23 protein-coding genes and 1 pseudogene are annotated in these 23,470 nt (G+C 74.9%); 19 read left to right on the top strand and 5 right to left on the bottom strand.

What is annotated here, in order from left to right; genetic code table 11:
• The first annotated feature begins 30 nt into the window (after positions 1–30).
• The 6 genes and pseudogenes from EDF18_RS13895 to EDF18_RS13875 form a co-directional block, all read left to right on the top strand.
• Positions 31–441: a hypothetical protein gene (locus tag EDF18_RS13895; RefSeq protein WP_123548429.1), complete on the top strand. Its 411-nt coding sequence runs from the start codon at positions 31–33 to the stop codon at positions 439–441.
• A gap of 209 nt (positions 442–650) precedes the next feature.
• A complete protein-coding gene (locus EDF18_RS13890) occupies positions 651–1,583 on the top strand; it encodes a sigma-70 family RNA polymerase sigma factor (RefSeq protein WP_158614688.1) in 933 nt (310 codons plus the stop codon).
• A 159-nt stretch (positions 1,584–1,742) separates the two neighbouring features.
• Complete coding sequence (locus tag EDF18_RS13885; protein WP_123548427.1) at positions 1,743–2,084, top strand: ATP-dependent DNA ligase; 342 nt, start codon at positions 1,743–1,745, stop codon at positions 2,082–2,084.
• Entirely contained in the window at positions 2,077–2,790 is a 714-nt protein-coding gene (locus EDF18_RS13880; protein WP_123548426.1) for a GAF and ANTAR domain-containing protein, read from the top strand. Before EDF18_RS13885 ends, EDF18_RS13880 begins: the two co-directional genes overlap by 8 nt.
• A 92-nt stretch (positions 2,791–2,882) precedes the next feature.
• On the top strand, positions 2,883–3,059 hold the full coding sequence (locus EDF18_RS16385) for a hypothetical protein (RefSeq protein ID WP_158614687.1): 177 nt from the start codon (positions 2,883–2,885) through the stop codon (positions 3,057–3,059).
• A gap of 51 nt (positions 3,060–3,110) precedes the next feature.
• Positions 3,111–3,626, top strand: a pseudogene (locus EDF18_RS13875) (SDR family NAD(P)-dependent oxidoreductase); the annotation flags it as partial.
• Positions 3,627–3,781: 155 nt separating this feature from the next.
• Here the strand turns inward: EDF18_RS13875 and EDF18_RS13870 are convergent.
• The 4 genes from EDF18_RS13870 to EDF18_RS13855 all read right to left on the bottom strand — a co-directional run bounded on the left by EDF18_RS13870 (position 3,782) and on the right by EDF18_RS13855 (position 7,863).
• Entirely contained in the window at positions 3,782–5,659 is a 1,878-nt protein-coding gene (locus EDF18_RS13870) for a BCCT family transporter (RefSeq protein ID WP_123548425.1), read from the bottom strand.
• Positions 5,660–5,740: 81 nt separating this feature from the next.
• The gene (locus tag EDF18_RS13865; RefSeq protein ID WP_123548424.1) at positions 5,741–6,100 is read right to left on the bottom strand and encodes a hypothetical protein; all 360 of its coding nucleotides are present in this window, start codon (positions 6,098–6,100) and stop codon (positions 5,741–5,743) included.
• An 87-nt stretch (positions 6,101–6,187) separates the two neighbouring features.
• Positions 6,188–6,886 carry a GAF and ANTAR domain-containing protein gene (locus EDF18_RS16665; protein ID WP_158614686.1) on the bottom strand — a complete coding sequence of 233 codons (699 nt, stop codon included), beginning with the start codon at positions 6,884–6,886 and terminating at the stop codon, positions 6,188–6,190.
• A complete protein-coding gene (locus tag EDF18_RS13855; protein WP_123548422.1) occupies positions 6,883–7,863 on the bottom strand; it encodes a glycosyltransferase family 9 protein in 981 nt (326 codons plus the stop codon). Before EDF18_RS13855 ends, EDF18_RS16665 begins: the two co-directional genes overlap by 4 nt.
• A gap of 107 nt (positions 7,864–7,970) precedes the next feature.
• On the opposite strand from EDF18_RS13855, the gene EDF18_RS13850 reads away from it, so the two are divergent.
• From EDF18_RS13850 to EDF18_RS13805, 10 genes are all read left to right on the top strand, one after another.
• Entirely contained in the window at positions 7,971–8,597 is a 627-nt protein-coding gene (locus tag EDF18_RS13850; RefSeq protein WP_123548587.1) for an HAD-IIIA family hydrolase, read from the top strand.
• Positions 8,594–9,745 carry a glycosyltransferase family 9 protein gene (locus EDF18_RS13845; protein WP_123548421.1) on the top strand — a complete coding sequence of 384 codons (1,152 nt, stop codon included), beginning with the start codon at positions 8,594–8,596 and terminating at the stop codon, positions 9,743–9,745. Before EDF18_RS13850 ends, EDF18_RS13845 begins: the two co-directional genes overlap by 4 nt.
• On the top strand, positions 9,742–10,779 hold the full coding sequence (locus EDF18_RS13840) for a glycosyltransferase (protein WP_123548420.1): 1,038 nt from the start codon (positions 9,742–9,744) through the stop codon (positions 10,777–10,779). Before EDF18_RS13845 ends, EDF18_RS13840 begins: the two co-directional genes overlap by 4 nt.
• Positions 10,776–12,077 carry a glycosyltransferase gene (locus tag EDF18_RS13835; protein ID WP_123548419.1) on the top strand — a complete coding sequence of 434 codons (1,302 nt, stop codon included), beginning with the start codon at positions 10,776–10,778 and terminating at the stop codon, positions 12,075–12,077. Before EDF18_RS13840 ends, EDF18_RS13835 begins: the two co-directional genes overlap by 4 nt.
• Positions 12,074–12,850 carry an SIS domain-containing protein gene (locus EDF18_RS13830; RefSeq protein WP_369878373.1) on the top strand — a complete coding sequence of 259 codons (777 nt, stop codon included), beginning with the start codon at positions 12,074–12,076 and terminating at the stop codon, positions 12,848–12,850. Before EDF18_RS13835 ends, EDF18_RS13830 begins: the two co-directional genes overlap by 4 nt.
• Before the next feature lie 32 nt (positions 12,851–12,882).
• On the top strand, positions 12,883–14,301 hold the full coding sequence (locus EDF18_RS13825) for a PfkB family carbohydrate kinase (RefSeq protein WP_123548585.1): 1,419 nt from the start codon (positions 12,883–12,885) through the stop codon (positions 14,299–14,301).
• 80 nt (positions 14,302–14,381) lie between these two features.
• On the top strand, positions 14,382–15,125 hold the full coding sequence (locus EDF18_RS13820; protein WP_123548418.1) for an SDR family oxidoreductase: 744 nt from the start codon (positions 14,382–14,384) through the stop codon (positions 15,123–15,125).
• A 182-nt stretch (positions 15,126–15,307) separates the two neighbouring features.
• Complete coding sequence (locus EDF18_RS13815; RefSeq protein ID WP_123548417.1) at positions 15,308–16,312, top strand: aldo/keto reductase family protein; 1,005 nt, start codon at positions 15,308–15,310, stop codon at positions 16,310–16,312.
• A gap of 135 nt (positions 16,313–16,447) precedes the next feature.
• Positions 16,448–16,621: a CsbD family protein gene (locus EDF18_RS13810; protein WP_123548416.1), complete on the top strand. Its 174-nt coding sequence runs from the start codon at positions 16,448–16,450 to the stop codon at positions 16,619–16,621.
• A gap of 232 nt (positions 16,622–16,853) precedes the next feature.
• On the top strand, positions 16,854–17,762 hold the full coding sequence (locus EDF18_RS13805; RefSeq protein WP_123548584.1) for an NAD(P)-dependent oxidoreductase: 909 nt from the start codon (positions 16,854–16,856) through the stop codon (positions 17,760–17,762).
• A 26-nt stretch (positions 17,763–17,788) separates the two neighbouring features.
• On the opposite strand, the gene EDF18_RS13800 is transcribed toward EDF18_RS13805, so the two are convergent.
• The gene (locus EDF18_RS13800; RefSeq protein ID WP_233569177.1) at positions 17,789–19,048 is read right to left on the bottom strand and encodes a glycosyltransferase family 9 protein; all 1,260 of its coding nucleotides are present in this window, start codon (positions 19,046–19,048) and stop codon (positions 17,789–17,791) included.
• A gap of 174 nt (positions 19,049–19,222) precedes the next feature.
• On the opposite strand from EDF18_RS13800, the gene EDF18_RS13795 reads away from it, so the two are divergent.
• From EDF18_RS13795 to EDF18_RS13785, 3 genes are read left to right on the top strand one after another with little or no spacing between them, the layout of a single operon-like run.
• Positions 19,223–20,944, top strand: coding sequence for an aldehyde dehydrogenase (locus tag EDF18_RS13795; RefSeq protein WP_123548415.1), 1,722 nt, complete (start codon positions 19,223–19,225; stop codon positions 20,942–20,944).
• 1 nt (position 20,945) lies between these two features.
• Positions 20,946–22,556: a D-glycero-beta-D-manno-heptose 1-phosphate adenylyltransferase gene (rfaE2, locus tag EDF18_RS13790; RefSeq protein ID WP_233569176.1), complete on the top strand. Its 1,611-nt coding sequence runs from the start codon at positions 20,946–20,948 to the stop codon at positions 22,554–22,556.
• The gene (locus tag EDF18_RS13785; protein WP_123548413.1) at positions 22,553–23,470 is read left to right on the top strand and encodes a glycosyltransferase family A protein; all 918 of its coding nucleotides are present in this window, start codon (positions 22,553–22,555) and stop codon (positions 23,468–23,470) included. Before rfaE2 ends, EDF18_RS13785 begins: the two co-directional genes overlap by 4 nt.

The raw sequence follows: 23,470 nt of genomic DNA, 5'->3' as shown, positions 1-23,470 counted from the left end.
GCACCTCCGTCCCCCACCGAAGGAGCCCCCGTGGCGAAGTCCCTCTCGCTCATGATCGCCGTCGTCGTCGGCGGACACGGCCTGATCGGCCTCTTCATCGAAGGCGAGCACATGCTCGGCATCTTCACCGTCGACATCGTGCTCGACGTGATCTACCTCGGCACGGCGCTGCTGCTCGTCGCGGTCGCCGTGCTCGACCTCTCGGCCCTGACGATCAGGATCATCGTGGGCTTCGTCGCCGTCTCGTACTTGGCGCTGCTGCTCGCGGGCCTCGCCGACCGGCAGCTCGCGGGCGCGGCGCCGACGGGACTGACGCTGATGGACGACGTGCTCTTCGCCGGCCTCGCCGCCGCCTGCGCGGTGACCGCCCTGCAGCCCCGGCCGGAGCTGCCGCTCTGGGCCGACGACGCGTCCCACGGGCACCCCCTGTCGAAGCTCTAGACCAGCCCGCGGGCGTGCCGCAGGCTGGCCGGCCCGGCTCGCGAACCTGGGAATCCGTCCCCCGACGCCGTGGAGGCCGCGCGAAAGTAGCAGCACTGCCCGGCCCGGTCCAGGGGGGTGCCGAGGTCCCCGCCCGGTGGCAGCGTCGCCCTCGTCGACGACGGCGGCCAAGCAACGAGCCGCTCCGCCTCAGCTGGGACGAGGACGACGTGAGCACCATCACGACCGCAGGACGCAGCACCACCACCGACAGCCCGACGACCACGACCGGCACGAGCACCGCGCCCGGCGCCGGCCCTGCCGCCTCGCCGCGCAGGCCCACCTCGAGCGCCCACCGCGCCTCCTCGGCACGGTCCCCTCGGGAGGAGGGACGTCGCCTCGAGACGCTCGCCGCCTACCGTCGCGCGGGCCGCGCGTCGCCGCACGAGGTCGGACCCGCCCGCCGCCGTCTGGTCGCCCAGGTCGTCGAGCAGCACCTCGACGTCGCCGACGCGGTCGCCCGGCGCTACGCCTCCGCAGGCGACGAGTGGGCCGACATCCGCCAGGTGGCCTGCCTCGGCCTGCTCAAGGCGGCGCTGCGGTTCGACCACGAGAAGGGCGACGACTTCGTCGCGTTCGCCGGGCCGACCGTGTCCGGCGAGGTCAAGCGGCACCTGCGCGACGCGACCTGGGCCGTGCGTCCGCCCCGCCGCCTGCAGGAGCTGTCGGTCGCCCTCGCCGCCGTCCGCGGCCCGCTGACGCACCACCTGGGCCACGAGCCGTCCGCCGAGGAGCTCGCCCTGCGGCTCGGCGAGCCCGTCGCCGAGGTCCGCCTCGCGCTGCGCGCCCGGCTCGACCGCACCGCCGCCTCGCTCGACCTCCCGATCGGGACCGCCGAGGGCACGAGCCTCGGCGACACGATCGCCGCCGCCGACGAGCACGAGGCGACGGAGGTGCGGTGCGAGCTGCAGAGGGCGATCGCGCAGCTTCCCGATCGAGACCGGCTGCTCGTCCGGCTGCGCTTCGTCGACGAGCTCTCGCAGGCCGAGATCGGCCGCGTGCTCGGCGTGACCCAGATGCAGGTGTCGCGGCTGCTCGCGAAGGTGCTGGGGCGCCTCCGGGGGCTGCTCTCGGTCGACGAGGTCAGGAGCCGGGCCGACTAGGCGGCGTCGTCGAGGCACGGGACCCGGTCGTCCGGCGGGCGGTGTCGTCCACCATGCGACCGGGGGGTCGTGAGCCTCGCCGAGATCCCCGCCTCCACTATCGTGACGCTTGCCGGGACCCACCGGCCCCCCTTCACCCAGACCCCGTGAGGACACCCCTTGGGAACGTTCACCTATGGCCCGACATCGATCGACGTCACGCTCGACGACCGGTTGCTCGCCCATCTCCGCAGCGTCGTCGTCACCAAGCTGCGACGCGGCGAGTGCTTCCTGTTCACCTGGACCGACGACACGGGGCCCGAGCCCGTCGAGGAGTCCCTCTGGATGCACCCGGCGGTGGCCATGCGGTTCCGGGTCGAGAAGGCCGCCGCGGAGTCCATGAACCAGGACTGGCTGGCAGTCCTGATGCACGCCGCCAACAGCGGCTTCGGACTCACCACGAGGCCCGAGCCGGTGCCGGCCCCCGGCTCCCGCCCCGGGGACGCAGCGAAGCATGGCTGACGCCGGACACGACGCCGACATCGCGTCCGTGTTCGTCGAGCTGGTCGAGGCCCTCCGCTCCGGCCGCGAGCTCGTCGACGCGCTCGACCTCCTCGTCCGGGCGTGCACGGACCACACGGGCGCCGTCGAGGCCGCCGTGATCCTCCGTGCCGACGACCGCACCTACCGTGCGGTCGCCTCGACCCACGAACGCACCCTCGACGTCGAGGAGGCCCAGCTCGGCGTCGAGGGCGGACCCTGCATCGAGAGCATCGCGCGCGGCGAGCTGCTCGCCGTCCCCGACGTCCGCACCGTCCACGACAGGTGGCCGGAGTTCACCGAGACCGCCCTCTCAGCAGGGCTCCGGGGCGCCCTGGCCCTGCCCCTCGAGGTCGACGGGACGGCGGTGGGAGGCGTCAACGTCTTCTTGGCCGAGCCCGGAGAGCTCAGCGAGTCCGAGGTGTCGCTGATCACCTCGATGGTCCGGGTCGTCGGCACCGGCCTCAGCCAGCGACGGCAGAACGACGAGCAGACCGCCCTCGCGGACCAGCTGGCCTACGCCCTCGAGAGCCGGGTCGTGATCGAGCAGGCCAAGGGATACCTTTCCTACGAGCGCAGCACGACCGTCACCTCGGCGTTCTCCCTGCTCAGGAGCCACGCACGGTCGCACCAGCTGCCGCTCCGCGACGTCGCGCAGGGCGTCGTCGACCGCCGGCTCGTCCTGTAGCTCGGACGTCGAGAGGCAGGACCCCGTTGTCAAGGGGATGCCCGCGTCGCCTCCCGTGGCGTAGGACGGTGGTCCGACGAGGAAGGACCACCATGCCGATCCCGAAGAAGTCGTGCCCGCACTGCGGCGCGGCGACCTCCATGCACGCGAGCATCGCGCCGGGCGCAGGCGGCCGTCGCGTCCGCTGGGCCTGCCTCGCGTGCGGGCACGCCTACGACACCACCCGCGACTACTGGGCGACGCGCGCCGTGTTCGGGGCGCGGGACTGATGGACCTCGGCATCACGGGCAGGAAGGCCCTCGTCACCGGCGGGCGTCACCGGCGCACAGGGCATGTTCCACGAGATCGACGACGCGGGCTGGGTCGAGACCCTCGAGACCGATCTGCTCGGACCCGTGCGCCTGGTCAGGGAGTTCCTGCCCGACCTCCGTTCCGGGGGCTGGGGACGCCTCGTGCTCACCGCGTCCGAGGACGCCGTGCAGCCCTACGACGACGAGCTCCCGTACTGCGCGGCCAAGGCGGGGGTCCTCGCGTTCGCGAAGGGGCTGTCGCGGTCCTACGCGAGCGAGGGGCTCCTCGTGAACACCGTCAGCCCGGCCTTCATCGCGACGCCCATGACGGACGCCATGATGACGACGCGGGCCGAGCAGACCGGCACCACCTTCGACGAGGCAGTCGAGTCGTTCCTCGACGAGGAACGGCCCCATCTCGAGCTGCACCGACGAGGCGAGGCCGACGAGGTCGCGAGCGTCATCGCGTTCCTCGTCTCCGACCGGGCCAGCTTCGTCAACGGGAGCAACTACCGGGTCGACGCCGGATCCGTCGCGACGATCTGAGCGCCGCCGAGCTCGCCCGCGTCGACCCGCGAGGCCGCTCTCGGGACAGCTGAGGCCGACGGCCTGCGACGACGACGGGCGCCGCCTCCTGGGGAGACGACGCCCGTGCGGCGCAGACGCGGCGACCCTCGAGGAGGTGCGGCGCGACGAGTCGGTCAGCGCCCGTCCGGTGCCTCCCGGTCCGTGGCGTCGGGTGCGACCTCGTCGAGGCGAGCGTCGACCGCCGGGTCGGGCGACACGACGTCCACCCGCAGCGGCGGCTCGGCGACGACCGCGGAGGCCGACACCGCGGACGACGCCTCGCGGCTCGCGGCCGACCCGTCGCGGGCACCCCGGACCCGTCGCTTGACGGCTTCCCACGGGCGGCCGAGGCCGCGGTTCCCCGCCTGGGTCGGCGCGTCGACCTCGAGGCCGTAGTAGGCGCCGACGTGCTCGAGCAGCACGTCGCGCTCGGCTTTGTCGTACGCGCGGCGCTCTCGCGTGAACGCGATGATCGTCGACCAACAGGTGAGCAGCAGCACGATGCTGAACGGCAGGGCAGTCGTGATGGCCGCCGTCTTCAGGGCGTCGAGGCCGCCCGTGAGGAGGAGCGCCACGGCGAGCAGCGCGGCCACGAGCGCGAAGAAGACGCGCAGCCAGTTCTTCGGCTCGATGTCGCCGCCCGAGGCGATCATCGCCATGACGAGCGACCCGGAGTCCGACGACGTGACGAAGAAGACGCCGATGAGCAGGATCGCGCCGAAGGTCAGCACGGTGCCGGCGGGCAGCCCGCCGAGGAGGGCGAACAGCGAGCCCTCGATGTCGACGCTGCCGTCCGCCCCGATCAGGCCGCCCGAGCCGTCGGTCTGCTGGTGGATGGCCGCGCCGCCGAGCACGGCGAACCAGAGGAAGGTGAGCGCGGTGGGCACGAGCAGCACGCCGAAGACGAACTGACGGACGGTGCGGCCCTTGGAGATGCGCGCGATGAAGATGCCGACGAACGGCGCCCACGACATCCACCAGCCCCAGTAGAAGGTCGTCCAGGCGCCCTGCCACTCCTCGCCGGCCGTGCCCTGCTGGGCGGTGACGTTGAACGACAGCCCGACGACGTTCTGCAGGTAGGCCCCGATGGACTGCACGAAGTCGCGCAGGAGGAACTGCGTGGGGCCGACGATGAGGACGAAGAGCAAGAGGGCCGCGGCGAGGACGAGGTTGAAGTTCGAGAGGATCTTCATGCCCTTCGTCACGCCGGTGACGAGCGAGACGATCGTGACGGCGGTGATCACCGCGATGATCGAGATCTGGCTGACGATGCTGCTGTCGGCGATGCCGGCAGCTTCGAGGCCGGCGCCGATCTGGATGACGCCGAGGCCGAGCGAGGTCGCGACGCCGAAGAGCGTGCCGACCAGGGCGATCACGTCGATCAGGTTGCCCCAGCCGCCGCGGACGCGGTCGCCCAGCAGGGGCTCGAGCGCCCACCGGATCGAGACGGGACGGCCACGGCGGTGGATCGCGTAGGCGAGGGCGAGTCCGAGCACGACGTAGATGGCCCAGGCGTGCAGTCCCCAGTGCAGGAACGTCTGGGTCAGGGCCTGCTGGGCGAGCTGGTCCTCGGTGCCCGTGACGCCGGGGCGCGGCGACGCGAAGTGGCTGAGCGGCTCGGAGACGCCGTAGAAGACGAGACCGATCCCCATGCCCGCGGCGAACAGCAGGGCGAACCACGAACCGGTCGAGAACTCGGGCTCGTCCTTGTCCTTGCCGAGCTTGATGCTGCCGAACCGGCTGAAGCCGACGAAGATGCTGAAGCCGACGAAGAACGCCGCGATCAGCACGTAGTACCAGCTGAAGTTGCGGACGATCCCGCTCTGGAGGCCGAGGAACACGGCCTCGGCCGAGGCGGGCGCGATCAGCGTCCAGGCGACGAAGCCGAGGACGACGACGGCGGCTGGCCAGAAGACCCAGCGGCGCAGCTGCGGAGTGGTCGAGACGGGCTCGGTGAGCGCCGAGGGATGGTCGGCGGTGGGCCCGGATGAGGGCGGAGTTGTCGTGGCCATGCCTCCATGGTGACGGCTCGACGACCTGCCGTCACAATCGATCCCTCGGATGAGGCCGGACGGCCACGCCGGAGCGGACGATCAGTCCTGGGTCGCCGCCCAGTCCCCCAGCGACTGGTCGTACCTCTCGAGGGGGCTCCCGCCGAGCGCCGGCTCGACGGACGCCGGATCGAGGTGCAGTGCCAACCTGGCCTCGATGTAGGCGAGCGTCTCCGCGTTGTCCGGCTCGGGCAGCCGGCTCGTCGTGGTCTCCGCCACGAGGGGGACCCCGGTCGACAGGAACAGGGTCGCCTCCACCTCGTCGCCGTCGGGCCCGACGGCGACGATGTCGATCGAGTCGGCCGAGCGCATCTCGCCGAGCACGGCGGCGTACTCGAGGATCGCGTCGGCGATGTCGTTCCCGACGAGGAAGTCCTTGTCTGCGAACCTGACGTGCTTCATGGGCAGAGCCTAGGAACGTCCTCGTCCGGCTGACCCCGGCTTGACGAAACGGCCTCGCCATGGCACGTGCCGGAGCGCACTGGGCCGTCAGCGGCCTGGACGCCCCTCCGGCAGCCGCCGTGTGCGCACGAGCTGCGCCGCGACGTCGCGGAGCTTGACGTTGCCCTGCTGCGAGTAGCGCCGCAGCACCGCGAAGGCCTGGTCGGCGTCGAGGTCGTGGCGCTCCATGAGGATGCCCTGGGCCTGTCCGACGAGCGTGCGCGCCTCACGGACGGTCTCGAGGTCCTCGGCGGCGCGCAGGTCGACCAGTGCCACCGCGACCTGCCGCACCAGCAGCTCCAGCGAGTCGTCGTCCGCCCAGCGCCTCAGCGACCCCGCCTCAGCGGCGTAGAGCGAGAGCAGGCCGAGCGACGAGCCCCGCGCGGCGAGGGGCACGGTCAGCACGCTGCCGACTCCCTCCGCGGCGAGCGCGGCGGCCCACGCGGGCCAGCTCGGATCGTGCGCGGTGTCGTCGACGAGCACGACCCCTTCGACCTCGTCGGGGACGGTCTCGTCGGCGGCGGCTGACCCGTGCTCGTCGCGCAGCCCGTCGAGCCGCTCTCCACGCGACGACGTCGCCGCAGCCCGAGGCGCCGCGGAGCCCCCGACGTGCAGTCGCACCGCCACCTCGTCGCACCGCGTCAGCGCACGGACGTAGCCGACGGCCCGCTGCACCGTCACCCTCAGGTCGGGCTCGGACTGCAGGTCTGCGGCGAGCGCCGCGAAGAAGGAGTCGTCCGTCGTCACGCGCCGATCCCGTCGAGGCTGCGCGCGACCTCCCTGGCCGCGGCGAGCACGTCGGCGGGCTGCACGGCGAGCAGGGCAGGGTCGCACTCGGTGCCGAAGGTGTCGCCGACGCGCAGGCTCGCGTCCGTGAGGACCACGTGCGGGCCACTCGCGGGCGGGCCCCACTCCTCGGGCGGAGCAGGCCCGAAGAGCACGACCGAAGGCGTGGCGTAGGCCGAGGCCAGGTGCGCCGCCCCGGTGTCGACCGAGACCACGACGGAGGCGTCGGCCACGACCGCGGCCATCTCGGCCAGGTCGACCGTGCCGGCGAGCACGTCCGCGGCGACGACCTCGTCGTCGAGTCCGGCGAGCGCCGCGACCTCGAGCGCACGCGGCCGCTCCTTCTCGCTGCCGGTGAGCACGACCCGCCGTCCCTCCTCACGGAGCTCGCGCACGACCGTCGCGAAGCGGTCGACGGGCCAGTGCCGCGAGCCGTAGAAGGCCCCCACGTGCACGACGACCGCACCGGGCGCGGCGCTCGGCAGGTCGGGGCGGGCGATGCCGACGTCCTCCTGGTCGGCGGGCATCCCGTGTGCGTCCGCGAGCCGGGCCCAGCGGTGCCGCTCGAGCACGTGGTCCTCCCACTCGGGGCCGTCCCACCCGGGGCTCGCGTGACCCAGCCGCACCCGCGGCTGCAGCTGCTCGAGCACCCCGCGGCTCTCGGGACCGTCGCCGTGCAGGTTCATCGCCGTGTCGATCCGCCCCGGCTCGATGCCGAGCGGGTGGTCGAGCCCCGGGGTCGGCCAGAGCACGTCGATCCCCCCGACGAGCTCGGCGACCGGCTCGAGCCAACCGGGCACGGCGAGCACCAGGCGGTGGTCGGGCCGCGAGCGGCGGATCGCGTGCAGCGCGGGCACGGCGACGAGCAGGTCGCCCAGCTTGAGGGCGCGCAGCGCCAGGAACTCGGGGGTGTCGTCCTTCTCGGGGAGGCGGTCCATCCCGACAGCCTGCCGTGCCGGACCGCCCGCCGCCCGAACAGGAGGGCTTCGACAGAAAGGTGATCTGTGCACGTTTCGGCGGGGGCGCCTCGGGGCACGGCGCTGGCATGACCTCGTCGACCCGCGCCTCCTCGTGGCCCCTCGCGGTGCCCTCGGCGGTGCTGTTCGACCGCGACGGCACGCTCGTCGTCGACGTGCCCCACAACGGCGACCCCGACCTCGTGCAGCTGGTGCCGGGGGCCGAGGAGGCGGTGGCCGCGGTCCGCGAGGCCGGCGTCGCCACCGGGGTGGTCACCAACCAGTCCGCAGTGGGCCGCGGCCTGATCACCCGCGACCAGGTCGACGACGTCGCCGCGCGGGTCGACGAGCTGCTCGGCGCGTTCGGCACCTGGGCCGTGTGCCCGCACGTCGCCGAGGACGGCTGCCGCTGCCGCAAGCCCGCCCCCGGTCTCGTGCTGCAGGCGGCGGAGACGCTCGGGGTCGACCCCGCGCACTGCGTCGTCATCGGAGACATCGGCGCGGACGTGGGCGCCGCACGCGCGGCGGGGGCGCTGGGGGTCCTCGTGCCCACCCCCGTCACGCTGCCCGCCGAGATCGCCGACGCCGACGTCGTCGCGGCCGACCTTCGCGAGGCGGTCGACCTGGCCCTCGCCCACCTGGCGCAGGGCGCGTCGCACGCCGGCTCGGCGACGTCGCGCGTGCTGCCGTCCCTCGAGCGCGGGGCGACCTCGTGACCCGCCGCGTCCTCGTCGCCCGCCTCGACAGCGCCGGCGACGTGCTCGTCTCGGGCCCGGCCGTGCGCGCCGTGGCCGCCGCCCCCGACACCGAGGTGACCCTGCTCTGCGGACCGCAGGGCGCTGCCGCGGGCCGCCTCCTGCCCGGCGTCGACCACGTGCTGACCTGGGCCGCGCCCTGGATCGTCGACCCTGCCCCCGCCGCGACCCCCGAGCACGTCGCCGCGCTGGCCGAGCTGCTCGCCGAGGCCCGCCCCGACGAGGCCGTGCTGCTCACGTCGTTCCACCAGTCGCCGCTGCCGCTCGCGCTGCTGCTCCGCCTCGCCGGCGTCGAGCGGATCAGCGGAGCGAGCACCGACTACGCCGGCAGCCTGCTCGACGTGCGGCTGAAGCCCGGCGAGACCCTCGACGAGGACCAGCCCGAGCCGCTGCGCGCCCTCGCGATCGCGAGAGCTGCCGGCTTCGAGCTGCCCGCCGACGACGACGGCCGCCTCGCGGTGCTGCCCGGGCCGGACGTGTCCGAGCTGGGCATCGCCGAGCTCGGCGACCGTCCCTACGTCGTCGTCCACCCCGGCGCCGCCGTCCCGGCCCGCGCCTGGTCCCCCGAGCGCAACGAGGAGGCGGTCGTCGCCCTGGCGGCGGCCGGCTGGCGGGTGCTCGTCACGGGCTCCCCCGCCGAGGCCGAGCTGACGCGCGCCGTCGCCGGCACCGCGGGCGTCGACCTCGGCGGCCGCACCGACCTCGCCGGCCTGGCGAGCATCCTCGCCGGCGCCGCCGCGACGGTCACGGGCAACACCGGCCCCGCGCACCTCAGCGCCGCCGTCGGCACTCCGGTCGTCAGCCTCTTCTCCCCCGTCGTCCCGGCCGGGCGCTGGGCGCCGTTCGGGGTCCCGGTCGCGCTGCTCGGCGACCAGCAGGCCGCCTGCCGCGGCACGCGGGCGCGCGAGTGCCCCGTGCCCGGGCACCCGTGCCTCGGGCAGGTGACGGCGCACGACGTCGTCGCCGCGCTCACGGACCTGGTGGGCGTGCCCGACGCGACCTCGTCGGGGAGCGCGACCGGCGCGACCGGCGCGACCCGCGCCTCCTCGGCGCCCGCCGCCGTCCCCGACGCCATCCCGGCCCCGACCCTCGAGGAGGCGACCCGATGAAGATCCTGCTCTGGCACGTGCACGGCGGCTGGGCCGACGCGTTCGTCCGCGGCCGTCACGAGTACCTCCTGCCGACGACGCCCGCGGGAGGCCCGTGGGGCCTCGGCCGCGCAGGTCGCGACTGGCCGGAGAACGTCCGCGAGGTGCACCCCGACGACCTGCGCGACGCCGACGTCGACCTCGTCGTGCTGCAGCGGACAGACGAGTTGGCCGAGGCGGAGCGCTTCCTCGGCCGCCGGCTCGGCACCGGCGCGGGCCGCGTGCCCGCCGTGTTCGTCGAGCACAACGCCCCCCGCGAGTCCGTGCCGAACTCGGTCCACCCGCTGTCAGGTCGCGACGACGTGCTCGTCGCGCACGTGACCGCGTTCAACTCGCTCTTCTGGGACTGCGGCGACGCACCGACCGTGACGATCGAGCACGGCGTCGTCGACCCCGGGCCCCTCTACACCGGCGAGCGCGCCCGCCTCGGCGTCGTCGTCAACGAGCCGGTGCGCCGCTGGCGGATCACCGGCAGCGACCTGCTGCCGCGCTTCGCGGAGGCCGCCCCCCTCGACGTCTTCGGCATGGGTGCCGACGGGCTGCCCGACGCCCTCGGCCTCGGCGCCGACTCGATGACGGTGGTGGGCGACCTGCCGACCGCGCGCCTCCATCGCCGCCTCTCGGAGTGCCGCGTCTACCTGCACCCGATCCGCTGGACGTCGCTCGGCCTCTCGCTGATCGAGGCGATGCAGGCCGGGATGCCCGTCGTCGCGCTGGCCACGACCGAGGCGTACCGGGCGGTGCCGGCGCGCGCGGGGGCGGTCTCGACCGACCTCGACGTCCTGGTCCGCGCGGCCCGCGAGCTCGTCGCCGACCCCGACGCGGCCCGCGCGGCCGGCGAGGTCGCCAGGGCGCACGCGCTCGAGCGGTACGGGCTCGGACGGTTCCTGGCCGAGTGGGACGCCGTGCTGGAGGCGGTGATCGCGGACGGCCCGCGTGCTGCGGCCGGCGCGGCTGGGACGAGCACGAGCACGAACGAGAGGACGAACGCATGAGGATCGCGATGGTCTCGGAGCACGCCAGCCCCCTGGCCGTGCTCGGCGGCGTCGACGCCGGCGGCCAGAACGTGCACGTCGCGGAGCTGTCCGCCGCGCTCGTCCGCCGCGGGCACGACGTCGTCGTCTACACGCGGCGCGACGACGCCGGCCTGTCCGACCGAGCCGTGATGCCGTCGGGCGTCACGGTGGTCCACGTCGCGGCGGGCCCGGCCGAGCACGTGCCCAAGGACGAGCTGCTGCCCCACATGGCGGCCCTCGCCGACGGCCTCGAGCAGGCGTGGCTCGCGGACCGGCCCGACGTCGTGCACGCCCACTTCTGGATGAGCGGCGTCGCGTCGCTCGACGCCGCCCGCCGCCCCTCGGTGCGCGACGCCGGCCAGGGCAGGACGGTCCCGGTCGTGCAGACATTCCACGCGCTCGGCCACGTCAAGCGCCGCCACCAGGGCCTCCTCGACACGAGCCCGCCCGAGCGCGCGCAGCTCGAGCCGCAGGTCGGCCGCACGGTCGACACCGTGATCGCGACCTGCTCGGACGAGGTCTTCGAGCTGCGCGGCATCGGCGTCGGCGCCGACCGCATCGACGTGGCGCCCTGCGGCGTCGACACCGCGCTCTTCACCCCCGAGGGCCCTCAGGAGGCGCGGCGCCGGCCGACGAGGATCGCCACCGTGGGCCGCCTGGTCACCCGCAAGGGCCACGGCACCGCGATCAGCGCGCTCGCCCGGCTCGTCGACGAGGGCCGCGACGTCGAGCTGCTCGTCGTCGGAGGGCCGCCGCGCGAGCGCCTCGCGGAGGACGAGACCTACCGCGCACTGGCCGCCCTGGCCGACGAGCTCGGCGTGCGCGACCGGGTCGAGTTCCGGGGCCAGGTGCCCCAGGCCGAGCTGCCGACGGTGCTCCGCTCGCTCGACGCCCTCGTCTGCGCCCCCTGGTACGAGCCGTTCGGCATCGTGCCGCTCGAGGCGATGGCCTGCGGCGTGCCCGTGGTCGCCGCCTCCGTGGGCGGGCTGATCGACACCGTCGTCGACGGGCGCACCGGGCGGCTCGTGCCGCCGCGCGACCCCGAGGCGGTGGCCGGGGCACTCGGCGTCCTGCTCGACTCGCCCGCCACCGCCGCGCAGTACGGGCGCGAGGGCCGGCGCCGTGCCCGCAGCCGCTACTCGTGGGACCGCGTCGCCGCCGGCACCGACCGCAGCTACCAGTCGACGGTCGCCCGCACGCGCGCCGCAGGCCCCGCCGGGCGCACCGACCACACCGACCGCACCGACTTCGCCTCCACGAAGGGAGCCACCCTGTGACCTCGCTCGTCCGCAGCCGGCCGATCACGATCGTGCGCACGGCCACGAGCCCGGCAGAGCACGCCGCGCCCGACGCGCCACCGATCACGGGACCCGCGGCGGTGCCGGCTGGGGCGCCTGCGACGGCGACGGCTGCGCCCGCGCCCGCGCTCGACCTCGCCGAGGTCGTCCGTGAGCACCTCGTCACCCTCGACCCCGTGCTGCGGGCGCTCCGCGACGAGGCCGAGCACCTCCGCGACTGGGGCGTGGAGCTCGCCGAGCGGCTCTGCGGGGGCGCCCGCCTGCTCGCCGCCGGCAACGGGGGCTCGGCCGCCGAGGCCCAGCACCTCACGAGCGAGTTCGTGGGCCGGTTCGCCGCGGACCGCCCCTCCTTCTCGGCCATCTCGCTGCACGCCGAGTCGAGCGCGGTGACCGCGATCGGCAACGACTACGGCTACGAGCAGGTCTTCGCCCGCCAGGTGCGCGGCCACGGACGCGAGGGCGACGTGCTCGTGCTGCTCTCGACGAGCGGCGCCAGCAGCAACCTGATCGAGGCCGCCGAGGCCGCCCGCGGGATCGGCGTGACGACCTGGGCGCTGACCGGCCCCGGCCCGAACCCGCTCTCGTCCGTCTGCGACGACGCCGTCACCCTGCCCGGCCCCTCGTCGAACGTGCAGGAGGCGCAGCTGATCGCCGTGCACGCCCTCTGCCTCGTGTTCGACGCGGAGGTGGAGCGCACCGGGTCGACCGGTCCCGACCGTGCGGGGCTGCGTCCCGCGGGGGCGCGCCCGTGAGCGGCGGCGGCGTGCGCGGAGGCGGCGGCGGCATGCGTGGCGGCGGGATCGTCGTCGTCGGGGACGCCCTGCTCGACGTAGACGTGGTCGGCACCGCGACTCGCCTCAGCCCCGACGGCCCCGTGCCCGTGCTCGACGTGTCGTCGCGCACCACGAGGGCAGGAGGCGCTGGCCTGGTGGCCGCGATGCTCGCCCTCGACGGCACGGCCGTGCGCCTGGTCACGGCCCTGTCCGACGACGCCGGCGCCGACGACCTGCGACGTGCCCTCGGCGCCGTGCCCGTCGTCGCGGGTGACCTGCGCGCGGGCACCCCCACCAAGACCCGCGTGCGCGCCGAGGGCGGGCACGCGATCGCCCGCGTCGACGACCACTGCGGCGCCGCCCCCGCGCCGCTCGTCACCGACGAGATGGTCGACGCCGTGCTCTCGGCCGACGCCGTCGTCGTCGCCGACTACGGCCGCGGCCTGACCGGTGTCCAGCGGCTGCGCGAGGCGCTGCGACAGGTCGCCGAGCGCGGCACGCCGGTCGTCTGGGACCCGCACCCGAAGGGCTCCCCTCCCGTCGTCGGCTGCACGGTCGTCACCCCCAACCAGGGCGAGGCCTCCGCGCTGCACGGCTCGGTCGTCGGCGACGTCGCCTCGGCCGGCGCCGTCGCGGGCGACCTCCGCGACCGATGGCAGGTCGGAGCCGTCGCCGTGACCCTCGGCGCACGCGGGGCGGTGCTCGCCACGGCAGGGTCCGCCGGCGTGCCCGCTCACGTGCCGGCGCCCTCCGTCGACTCGGCCGACCCGTGCGGCGCAGGCGACCGGCTGGCGTCCGCCCTCGCGGTGGCGCTGCACGGCGGCTCGTCGCTCGACGAGGCGCTGGCCACGGCGGTGCGGTCGGCGGCGTGGTTCCTCGGCGCGGGCGGGGTCGCGGTGCTCGACCTGGAGGCGCTGCGGTCCGGGACGGGCGCCGGGTCCGAGCCCGCGCCTCCTGCGCCCGTCGCCCTCCCCGGCGTCGACGCCCTGGCCGTCGCGCGACGGGTGCGCGCCGAGGGCGGCACGGTCGTCGCGACCGGCGGCTGCTTCGACCTCCTGCACGCCGGCCACGCGCGCACCCTCGCCGGCGCCCGCGCCCTCGGCGACTGCCTGATCGTGTGCCTCAACAGCGACGAGTCGGTCACGCGGCTCAAAGGGCCCGAGCGGCCGATCATGTCGCAGGGCGACCGCGTCGACCTGCTGCTCGCGCTCGAGTGCGTCGACGCCGTGGTCGTCTTCGACGAGGACACCCCGCACGCCGTGCTCGACCGCGTCCGGCCCGACCTGTGGGTGAAGGGCGGGGACTACTCCGCCGACACCCTGCCGGAGGCCTCGCTCGTGGCCGGCTGGGGAGGGCGCACCGTCACGGTGCCGTTCCACCCCGGGCGGTCGACGACGAGGCTCGCGTCGGCGCTGGAGCGCGTGGGCTGACCCGCGCCTCCTCGTCGTCGCCCGTGCACCGGGCCGCCCGCGCCGCACGACACCCCTGTCCCCTACGGAAGGAACCACCCATGACCTCGACCGACACCAGCACGACCGACACCGGCACCGGCGCCGAGGGCCGTCGCGGCCCCGGCCGCGTGATCGTGACCGGCGGTGCCAGCGGGCTCGGCGCGGCCGTCGCGCACGCCGTGCTCCGGGCCGGCGGCACGCCGATCGTGCTCGACCTCGACGTCTCCCGCGTGGCCGAGGGCGTCGAGGCGCACCAGGTCGACGTGTCCGACTCGGCAGCCGTGGAGGCGGCGGTCACGTCGGCCGCGGAGGCGCACGGCGGCCTCGACGCGGTCGTCACCGCCGCGGGCATCGACACCCCCGCCCCGCTCGACGGCATCAGCACCTCGCGCTGGGAGGCGATCGTCGGCGTCAACCTGTTCGGCACCGTCTCGACCGTGCGCGCCGCGCTGCCGCACCTCAAGCAGTCGCACGGCAAGGTCGTCACCGTGGCGTCGTCGCTCGGCATCAAGGCCGTCGGCGACGCGACCGCGTACTGCGCCTCGAAGTTCGGCGTGGTCGGCTTCACGCGCTCGCTCGCGGCCGAGCTGAAGGGCGTCGTCGGCGTAACGACCCTGATCCCCTCCGGGATGAAGACGCGCTTCTTCGACGCCCGCGACGAGCAGTACAAGCCGCAGGACGACTCCCGTCTGCAGGATCCGTCGGACGTCGCGGACGCCGTGCTCTACGTGCTCGGGATGCCCGCGACCAGCGAGATCCGCGAGCTCGTCGTGACGCACCCCGAAGAGGACAGCTGGCCCTGATCGGCCTCGTCGAGCTCGTCGTGCTCGAGTGGTCAGTTCCCGTCCTTCCGCGCGCCGGGGAGGACAGGAGCTGACCACTCGCCGTCGCCGCAGGCGGGCGTACCCCGGCGTGAACGTTCACGCCGCCGAGGCGTAGCGTCGACGGCGGTGCGCAGCGGAGCGCCCCCGACAAGGAGAACCCCATGGAATTCAGGTACCTCGGCAACTCAGGACTCAAGGTCTCCGAGCTCACGTTCGGCAACTGGCTGACCCACGGCTCGCAGGTCGAGAACGACACGGCGACCGCATGCGTGCGCGCCTCGCTCGACGTCGGGATCTCGACCTTCGACACGGCCGACGTCTACGCGAACACGCAGGCGGAGGTCGTGCTCGGCGAGGCGCTGAAGGGCGAGCGCCGCGAGTCGGTCGAGATCTTCACCAAGGTCTACGGCCCGACCGGCCCCAAGGGCCACAACGACACCGGCCTCAGCCGCAAGCACGTCACCGAGTCGATCAACGGCTCGCTGAGGCGGCTCCAGACGGACTACGTCGACCTGTACCAGGCGCACCGCTACGACGTCGAGACTCCCCTCGAGGAGACGATGGAGACGTTCGCCGACCTGGTCCGCCAGGGCAAGGTGCTGTACATCGGCGTCTCCGAGTGGAACGCCGAGCAGCTGCGCGAGGCGCACGCGCTCGCCCGTGAGCTCAAGATCCAGCTCGTCTCGAACCAGCCCGAGTACTCGCTGCTCTGGCGGGTCATCGAGGAGGAGGTCGTCCCGGCCTCGAAGGAGCTCGGCATCTCGCAGATCGTCTGGTCGCCCGTCGCCCAGGGCGTGCTCACCGGCAAGTACACCAAGGGCGGCGAGCTGCCCTCGGGCAGCCGGGCCACCGACCAGAAGGGCGGCGCCGCGATGATCGAGCGCTGGATGGGCGACGACGTGCTCGACGCCGTCGCCCAGCTGAAGCCCGTGGCCGACGACCTCGGCCTCACGCAGGCGCAGCTGTCGCTGGCCTGGGTGCTCTCGAACGAGAACGTCGCCTCGGCGATCATCGGCGCCTCGCGTCCGGAGCAGGTCGAGTCGAACGCGAAGGCGTCGGGCGTCGTGCTCGAGGCCGACGTGCTCGCGAAGATCGAGTCGATCTTCGAGGGGCTCGCCGAGACCGACCCCCGCAAGACGCAGATGCCCGCCGGCCGCGAGGTCTAGGCCGCCGCCCCGGCGCTGACCACTGGCCGACCGCCTCCTGGGAACATCCCGAGCGGCGGCCCGTGGTGGCGCTGCGGGCCTACCGTCCACGACACAGCCGGGACATCCCGGGAACTCAGCAGGAGGAGGAACCGCATGTCCATCGGAGACAAGGCCAAGGACGCAGTGCAGAAGGCAGCCGGACACGTGGAGGAGGCCGTCGGCAAGAAGACCGACGACGCCGAGCTCACTGCTCAGGGACAGAAGGACAAGTCGATGAGCGAGGACCGTCTCGCCACCGAGCGCGCCAAGGACGGCGACCAGCACTGACCCACCCGGACGCCGACACGTCGAGCGTCCACCCCGGTCCGAGCCCGGCACCTGCACAGGTGCCGGGCTCGCCTGCTGCCCGGGCCCGGCTCGGCGTGGCGCGCGGCTCCGCAGATGCCGACCGCACGCGCTGCGATACGGGGACATCCGGGTACGACGGACAGTGATCGACGCGAACGGTCGGCATCTGCGGGCCGAGCGGGTGTCGGGGGCGAGCCGTACGGTGAGGGGCATGAGCGACCACGCCGAGCCCGACGCCGCCCGCCTCCGAGGAGCACGCTGGGCCGTGACCGGCGCCGCGGGCCGCATCGGGCTGCACCTCCGCTCCGCGCTGCACGAGCTCGGCGTCGAGCTCGTCTCGACCGACGTCGTCGAGGTGCCGCCGGTCGGGGGCGACGCCGTCGTGCCCGACGCCGCCAGGTCCGACGCCGCCCCGGGCCCGGCCGCCGAGCGGCGCGAGGTCGTCGACGTCGCCGACCTCGAGGCCCTCACCGAGCTCTTCGCGGGCTGCGACGGCGTCGTCCACCTGGGCGGCATCAGCGACGAGGCGGACTTCCACGACCTGGCCACGGTGAACGTGGTGGGCACCTACCACGTGCTCGAGGCGGCCCGCCGGGCAGGGGTCGGCCGGGTGGTCTTCGCGAGCAGCAACCGCCTCACGGGCTCGTACGACACCGACACGACCGTCGACGTCGGCATGCCGCCGCGCCCCGACGGCTTCTACGGCGTCTCGAAGGTCGCGGGCGAGGCGCTCTGCCGCCTCTACTCGGACAAGTTCGGGCTGAGCACGGTCTCCGTCCGCATCGGGAGCTGGGGCGAGGCCCCGGAGGACACCCGCCACCTGCACACCTGGCTCAGCGAGCCGGACGGGGTGCGCGCGTTCGTCGCCGCCATGACGACCGACGTGCACGCGGCCGTGTTCTACGCCGTGTCGGCCAACGCCGAGGGGTGGTGGGACCTCGCGGCAGGCGAGGCCGTCGGCTTCCGGCCGCAGGACGACGCCTCGACGGTCCTCGACGGCCCCCTGCCCGAGCCCGCCGGCACCGTCCCTCCCGAGACCGGGGAGCCGGCCGAGCCCGCGGGTCCCCAGGGCGGGCCCTTCGCCTCCTCGACCTTCTCGCTGGACCGCATGACGCGCTGAGCGACGCCTTCACCGCGACCTCCCGCTCAGGACCGGGCTTCCTGGACGGGGAGAGACGTGCCGCGGCCCGCGAGCACACCGTCGAGCAGCTCCCGGGTGTTCTCCCACACCTCGTCGAGGCCCACCCCGTCGACGACGCTCGCGTCGTGCTCGCAGCGCTCCGCCGTCCAGCCGACCTGGGTGATGTCGACCCCGCAGACCGGGCACGACGTGCTGAACGCCATCGCGACACGGTGGCTCGTGCGGCCGAGGGCACCCGCGTTGATCACGTTGCCGAACCAGAAGACCGCGCTCGTCGCCGTCCCGACGGCCTCGGCGACGTGCCGGGGACCGCTGTCGTTCCCGACGAACGCGTCGACCGACGCGAGCACGCCCACCAGGCCGGAGAGGTCGAGCTGCCCCGCCAGCGACGACACGAGGGAGGCGCGGCTCGGCCGGCGCTCGTGGGCCACGGTCGTGACGCGGTCGGCCAGTGCCACGTCGTCGCCCTCGCCGACGACCACGACCCGCACGCCGTGGTGCGCGAGGCGAGCGGCGAGCTCGCCGAACCGGTCGGCCGACCACCGCCTCCTCGGGTCGCTCGCCCCGGGGTGGATCGCGACGACCGGGCGCCCGTCTCCGCCGGCCGACGTGCCGGCCGGACCACCGCCGACGAGCGCCGCCCCACGGCCCCGCTCGGCCCGGGTCGGCGAGAGCACCGGACGCCCCGACGAGGAGGCGCCGGCGAGCGCCACGACCTCGAGGGCGCGCAGCACCTCGTGCTGGTAGTAGACGTAGGGGATCGTGCGCTCGAGCGGGATCGCGTCGGGGGTCCGCGTGCCGATCGTGTGCCGGGCGCCGAGCCGGTGCAGGAACGGGTTCGAGTTGCGTCCCCCGCCGTGCACCTGCACGGCCAGGTCGTAGCGGCGCGCACGGTGGCGAGCGACGAACTCCTCGGTGGCGACGGCGTCGACCTCGGTGCCCGACGCGTCGCCGACGCCCGGGACGACGGGGAGCACGTCGACCTCGTCGACGCCGGAGGTACGTCCGGCGAGCAGGGCCCGGTGGACGGGCGAGCCGAGCAGCGTGAGGCGGGCCGCGGGGTACGCCTCGGCGAGCGCCTCGATCGCAGGCAGGGCGAAGACGAGGTCGCCGATGCCTCCGCCACGGAGGACGGCGATCTCGTGGACATCGTCGAAGCGCGGGTGCAGCTCCGGCAGGCCGGGGACGGGCTGGGACGACGCGGGACGGTCGGGGGCCGGGCGGGCGAGTGCCGGACGGGCGGGTGCGGTGGTGTCGGGCTGCACGGGGTCCTCTCTCTCGTCGGTCCCCTGCCCTGCGCGCCTCGTGGCCAAACGCCCTCCTCCTCGCCCTCCTCCTCCTGCGCCGTCCGCCCCCGGCACCCCGACCCCGACGCCGACCACGTGTGAGGCGCGCCGAGCCGGGGTAGGGCACGAGCACCGACACGAGAGGACGCCTCCATGACGACCTGGGCCCCTGGCACCCGCCCCGACGACGCCGTCGACGCGCGCCCGCACGACGACGCGCACGACCACCGGCCCGGCCCCGCCGTCGGCACGTCGGCGGCCGGCGGCGTGCTGACCGTCCTCGACCCCAGCGACGGGTCGACGGTGGGCGAGATCCGCGAGGCCGACCGCGACGAGGTCGTCGAGGCCGTGCGCCGGGCGAGGGCCGCCCAGCACGGCTGGGAGCGCACGCCCGCCGCGGACCGCGGCGCCCAGCTGCACGGCGCCGCCGCGGCCCTCCGCGAGCACGCCGCCGAGCTCGCCGCGCTCAACCAGCGCGAGACCGGCAAGCCGTTCGACGACTCCCTCGGCGGGGTGCTCGCCGGTGCCGACACCCTGCGCCAGTACGCCGAGCTCGGGCCCGTGCACCGCGGCCTCAGCCTCGTCGGGGGCCGAGAGTCCGCCGACTTCACGATCGACCAGCCCCGGGGCGTCGTCGCGGCGATCACCCCCTGGAACGACCCCGTCGCCGTCGCCTGCGGCCTGATCGGTGCCGCGCTCGTCACGGGCAGCACGGTCGTGCACAAGCCGAGCGAGCGCTGCCCGCACGTCGGCGAGCTGCTCGGCCGCGTGCTCGCCGAGACGCTGCCGCCCGACGTGCTCGTCACCGTCTCGGGAGGCGGCGGCGTGGGCGCCGCGCTCACCGAGCAGCCGGGCGTCGACGCCGTCGCCCACGTCGGCTCGACCGCGACGGGCCGGCGCATCGCGCGCATGGCCGCGCTGACCGGCGCCCACGTCGTGCTCGAGAACGGCGGCAACGACGCCCTCATCGTCGACGGCGACGTCGACCCCGTCTGGGCGGCGGAGCAGGCGGCGATCGGCTCGTTCGCCAACGCGGGCCAGATCTGCACCAGCGTGGAGCGCATCTTCGTGCACCGGGACGTCGCCGCCGCATTCGTCGAGGCGCTCGTCGCCGAGGCGGCCCGGCGCCACGACCGGCTCGAGATGGGCCCGCTCGTCGACGCCCGCCTCCGTGCCGAGGTGCAGCGCCAGGTCGACGAGGCCGTCGCCGACGGGGCGACGGTCGAGATCGGCGGCACGACCCCCGAGGGCCCGGGGTCGTGGTGGCCCGCCACGGTGCTGACGGGCTGTCGGCCGCACATGACGATCATGCAGGAGGAGACCTTCGGCCCCGTCGCCCCCGTGCAGGTCGTCGACGACTTCGACGAGGCCCTGCGCCTCGCCTGCCACGACCGCCACGGGCTCGCGGCGACCGTGCTCACGGGCTCGATCGCGCACGCGAACCGGGCTCTGGCCGACCTGCCCGTCGGCACCGTCAAGATCAACGCCGTCTTCGGCGGAGCACCGGGCGGATCAGCCCAGCCGCGCGGCGAGAGCGGCTCCGGCTACGGCTACGGCCCCGAGCTGCTCGACGAGCTGACGCTGACGAAGGTCGTGCACTACGGGGTCCCCGTGCTCGCGGCCGACGGCGGGCACCAGGAGGTGCGGGGCACCTCCTCGGCACCGCTCGCCGCGGGCGACCAGGTCGGGGGCCAGGACTCGGCCGAGGCGCCGCACGGCGCCGCCACGACCGGCACCTCTACAGGCCGCACCCGGCACCCGCAGGAGCCCGCCGAGGGCGGCGACCCCGACGACACGGCGCACACCGGCACCGGCAGGGGTGAGGACGACGCCGAGCCCCGCGTGCACCCCTCCTCCCCCGCCGAGGGCGACTGACGTGGCGGGCCCGATCGACCTCGGCCAGGTCCGGGGGCTGAGCCCCGAGGTGGTGCGCGCCCTGCGCGACGCCGCCCCGGTCGTCAGCGTCGTCGGCGACCTCGTGCTCGACGGCTGGTGGCAGGGCACGACCGAGCGCATGACGCGCGAGGCTCCCGTGCCCGTCGTCGAGGTGGCCGACCGCCGGTTCGTGCCGGGCGGCGCCGCCAACACGGCGGTCAACCTCGCCGCCCTGGGCGCGCGGGTGCGGCTCGCGGGGATCGTCGGCGACGACGAGGCCGGCCGACGGCTCACCGAGCTGCTCGCCTCGCACGGCGTCGACACCACGGGAGTGGTGCGCGTGCGCGGCCGTGCCACCGTCGCGAAGAACCGGGTGCTCGTCGACGACCAGGTGCTCATCCGGCTGGACGACGTGGAGTCGGAGCCCGCGCCGGCCGCCTCCCTCGCGATGCTCGCCGAGGCCGCGCTCGCGCAGGCCCACGGCGCCGACGCCGAGCTCGTCTGCGACTACGCCTCCGGGTGCCTCACCGGCCTCGTGCTCGACGCCCTCGTCGCCCGGCCCGCCGCCGACCGCCCGCCGCTCGTCGTGGTCGACGCGCACGACCTCGCTCCCTGGGCGCGGCTGCGGCCCGACCTCGTCACGCCGAACGCGGGCGAGAGCGGGGCCCTCGCGGGGATCGCGATCGGCGACTCGCTGCCCACCGACGTCCGCGTCGAGCGCGTCGAGGCCGCCGCCTCCTCGTTGCTCGAGCGCTCGGGGGCGGCCGCCGTCGTCGCGACGCTCGACCACGACGGGTCGATGCTGCTCGTGCACGGCGGCGCGACGGCGGGTCAGCCCGACGTCGCCCTCGACCGCGGCGACGGCAGCCCGCAGGAGGCGCGGGTGCAGCACCGGACCTGGGCGCGTCGGGCGCGCGAGCGGCAGGCCTCCGGCGCGGGCGACTCGTTCGTCGCCGCGCTGACCGTCGGACGGGCAGCCGGCCTCCCGCTGACGACGAGCGTCGACCTGGCGCAGGCGGCGGCGGACGTCGTCGTGCGGCGCTTCGGCACCTCCGTGTGCTCGACGGACGACCTCGTCGGGCACGTCGACCGCACCGGCGACCTCATGCTGGGCCTGGACGAGCTGGCGCGCCGGCTCGACGAGGAGCGGGCGGCGGGCCGACGCGTCGTCCTCACGAACGGCTGCTTCGACGTGCTGCACCGAGGCCACACCACCTACCTGACGCAGGCGAAGCAGCTCGGGGACGTGCTCGTCGTCGCGCTCAACGACGACGACTCGACCCGGCGTCTCAAGGGCCCCGGCCGACCGATCAACGCGCTGGCCGACCGGGCCGGCGTGCTGTCCGCGCTGAGCTGCGTCGACTACGTCACGTCGTTCGCCACGGACACGCCGATCCCCCTGATCCGTCGCGTCCGACCCGACCTCTACGCGAAGGGCGGCGACTACACGCCGCAGATGCTCGAGGAGACGGCCTCGGTCGTCGAGGGAGGCGGCGAGGTGCGCATCCTCGACTACGTCGCCGACCACTCGACGACGGGCATCGTCGACCGCATCCGCCAGTCGCACGGTGCCGGCGCCGACGGCGACGGCCCGGGACGGGGACGCGCGTGAGCGGCAGCCGGCGCTGGTCGGGGGCGTGGGCGTCGGCGTCGGGATCGGTCCTCGACGCGCAGGGGGCGCCTCCTGCGCTCGTCGACGTGCTCGTGCCCACCGCCGACCGCCCGGCAGAGCTGGCGGTCACGCTCGCCGGGCTCGCCGCCCAGGACGACCCGCCGTTCTCGGTCGTGGTCAGCGACCAGTCCGAGGGCGAGCCCGACTGGGCGCACCCGGCGGCGCAGGCCATGGTGCGGGTGCTGCGCGCGCAGGGACGCTCCGTCGAGACGCACGTCCACCTGCCGCGTCGGGGCCTCGCCGAGCACCGCCAGTCGCTGCTCGAGCGGGCGACGGCACCCGAGGTGCTGTTCCTCGACGACGACGTCTGGCTCGAGCCCGGCGCTCTCCACCGGATGCACGACGCCCTGGACCGGCTCGGCTGCGGCTTCGTCGGCTCGGCGGTGCAGGGCCTGTCGTACCTGGACGACGTCCGGCCGCACGAACGGGAGGCCTTCGAGCTCTGGTCCGGCGAGGTGCTGCCCGAGCGCGTCCGGCGGGACACGCCCGCGTTCTCCCGCTGGCGGCTGCACAACGCCGCGAACCTCGTCCACGAGGCGGCTCGGCTCGGCGTGCCCGAGGGCGGCTGGGAGGCCTACCGGGTGGCCTGGGTCGGGGGCTGCGCGCTGTACCGCAGGGACGTCCTGCTCGAGGCCGGCGGCTTCGGGTTCTGGGACGACCTGCCGCGCGACCACGCGGGCGAGGACGTCGCCGCCCAGTGGCGCGTCATGCAGGCACGAGGAGGCGCGGGCATCGTCCCCAGCGGTGCCGTCCACCTCGAGGCGCCCACCACCGTGGAGCGCCGCGACGTCGAGGCGACAGACCTGGTCGACCTCGACACCCCGGCCGGACCCGGCCGGGCCACCCCGAGATGA

Origin of the sequence: Frigoribacterium sp. PhB107, assembly GCF_003751515.1 — a bacterium.
Lineage (GTDB): Bacteria > Actinomycetota > Actinomycetes > Actinomycetales > Microbacteriaceae > Frigoribacterium.
The sequence above is the reverse complement of the archived record's forward strand: the minus strand, read 5'-3'. Positions and strand labels throughout refer to the sequence as shown.

Bases quoted from the DNA above. Each gene is read 5' to 3' on its own strand.
- EDF18_RS13805 (WP_123548584.1), top strand. From the start codon at position 16,854: ATGAGCGACCACGCCGAGCCCGACGCCGCCCGCCTCCGAGGAGCACGC.
- EDF18_RS13850 (WP_123548587.1), top strand. From the start codon at position 7,971: ATGACCTCGTCGACCCGCGCCTCCTCGTGGCCCCTCGCGGTGCCCTCG.
- EDF18_RS13855 (WP_123548422.1), bottom strand. From the start codon at position 7,863: ATGGACCGCCTCCCCGAGAAGGACGACACCCCCGAGTTCCTGGCGCTG.
- EDF18_RS13870 (WP_123548425.1), bottom strand. From the start codon at position 5,659: ATGGCCACGACAACTCCGCCCTCATCCGGGCCCACCGCCGACCATCCC.
- EDF18_RS13840 (WP_123548420.1), top strand. From the start codon at position 9,742: ATGAAGATCCTGCTCTGGCACGTGCACGGCGGCTGGGCCGACGCGTTC.
- EDF18_RS13835 (WP_123548419.1), top strand. From the start codon at position 10,776: ATGAGGATCGCGATGGTCTCGGAGCACGCCAGCCCCCTGGCCGTGCTC.
- EDF18_RS13795 (WP_123548415.1), top strand. From the start codon at position 19,223: ATGACGACCTGGGCCCCTGGCACCCGCCCCGACGACGCCGTCGACGCG.
- EDF18_RS13880 (WP_123548426.1), top strand. From the start codon at position 2,077: ATGGCTGACGCCGGACACGACGCCGACATCGCGTCCGTGTTCGTCGAG.
- EDF18_RS16385 (WP_158614687.1), top strand. From the start codon at position 2,883: ATGCCGATCCCGAAGAAGTCGTGCCCGCACTGCGGCGCGGCGACCTCC.
- EDF18_RS13810 (WP_123548416.1), top strand. From the start codon at position 16,448: ATGTCCATCGGAGACAAGGCCAAGGACGCAGTGCAGAAGGCAGCCGGA.
- EDF18_RS13820 (WP_123548418.1), top strand. From the start codon at position 14,382: ATGACCTCGACCGACACCAGCACGACCGACACCGGCACCGGCGCCGAG.
- EDF18_RS13865 (WP_123548424.1), bottom strand. From the start codon at position 6,100: ATGAAGCACGTCAGGTTCGCAGACAAGGACTTCCTCGTCGGGAACGAC.
- EDF18_RS13815 (WP_123548417.1), top strand. From the start codon at position 15,308: ATGGAATTCAGGTACCTCGGCAACTCAGGACTCAAGGTCTCCGAGCTC.
- EDF18_RS13825 (WP_123548585.1), top strand. From the start codon at position 12,883: ATGCGTGGCGGCGGGATCGTCGTCGTCGGGGACGCCCTGCTCGACGTA.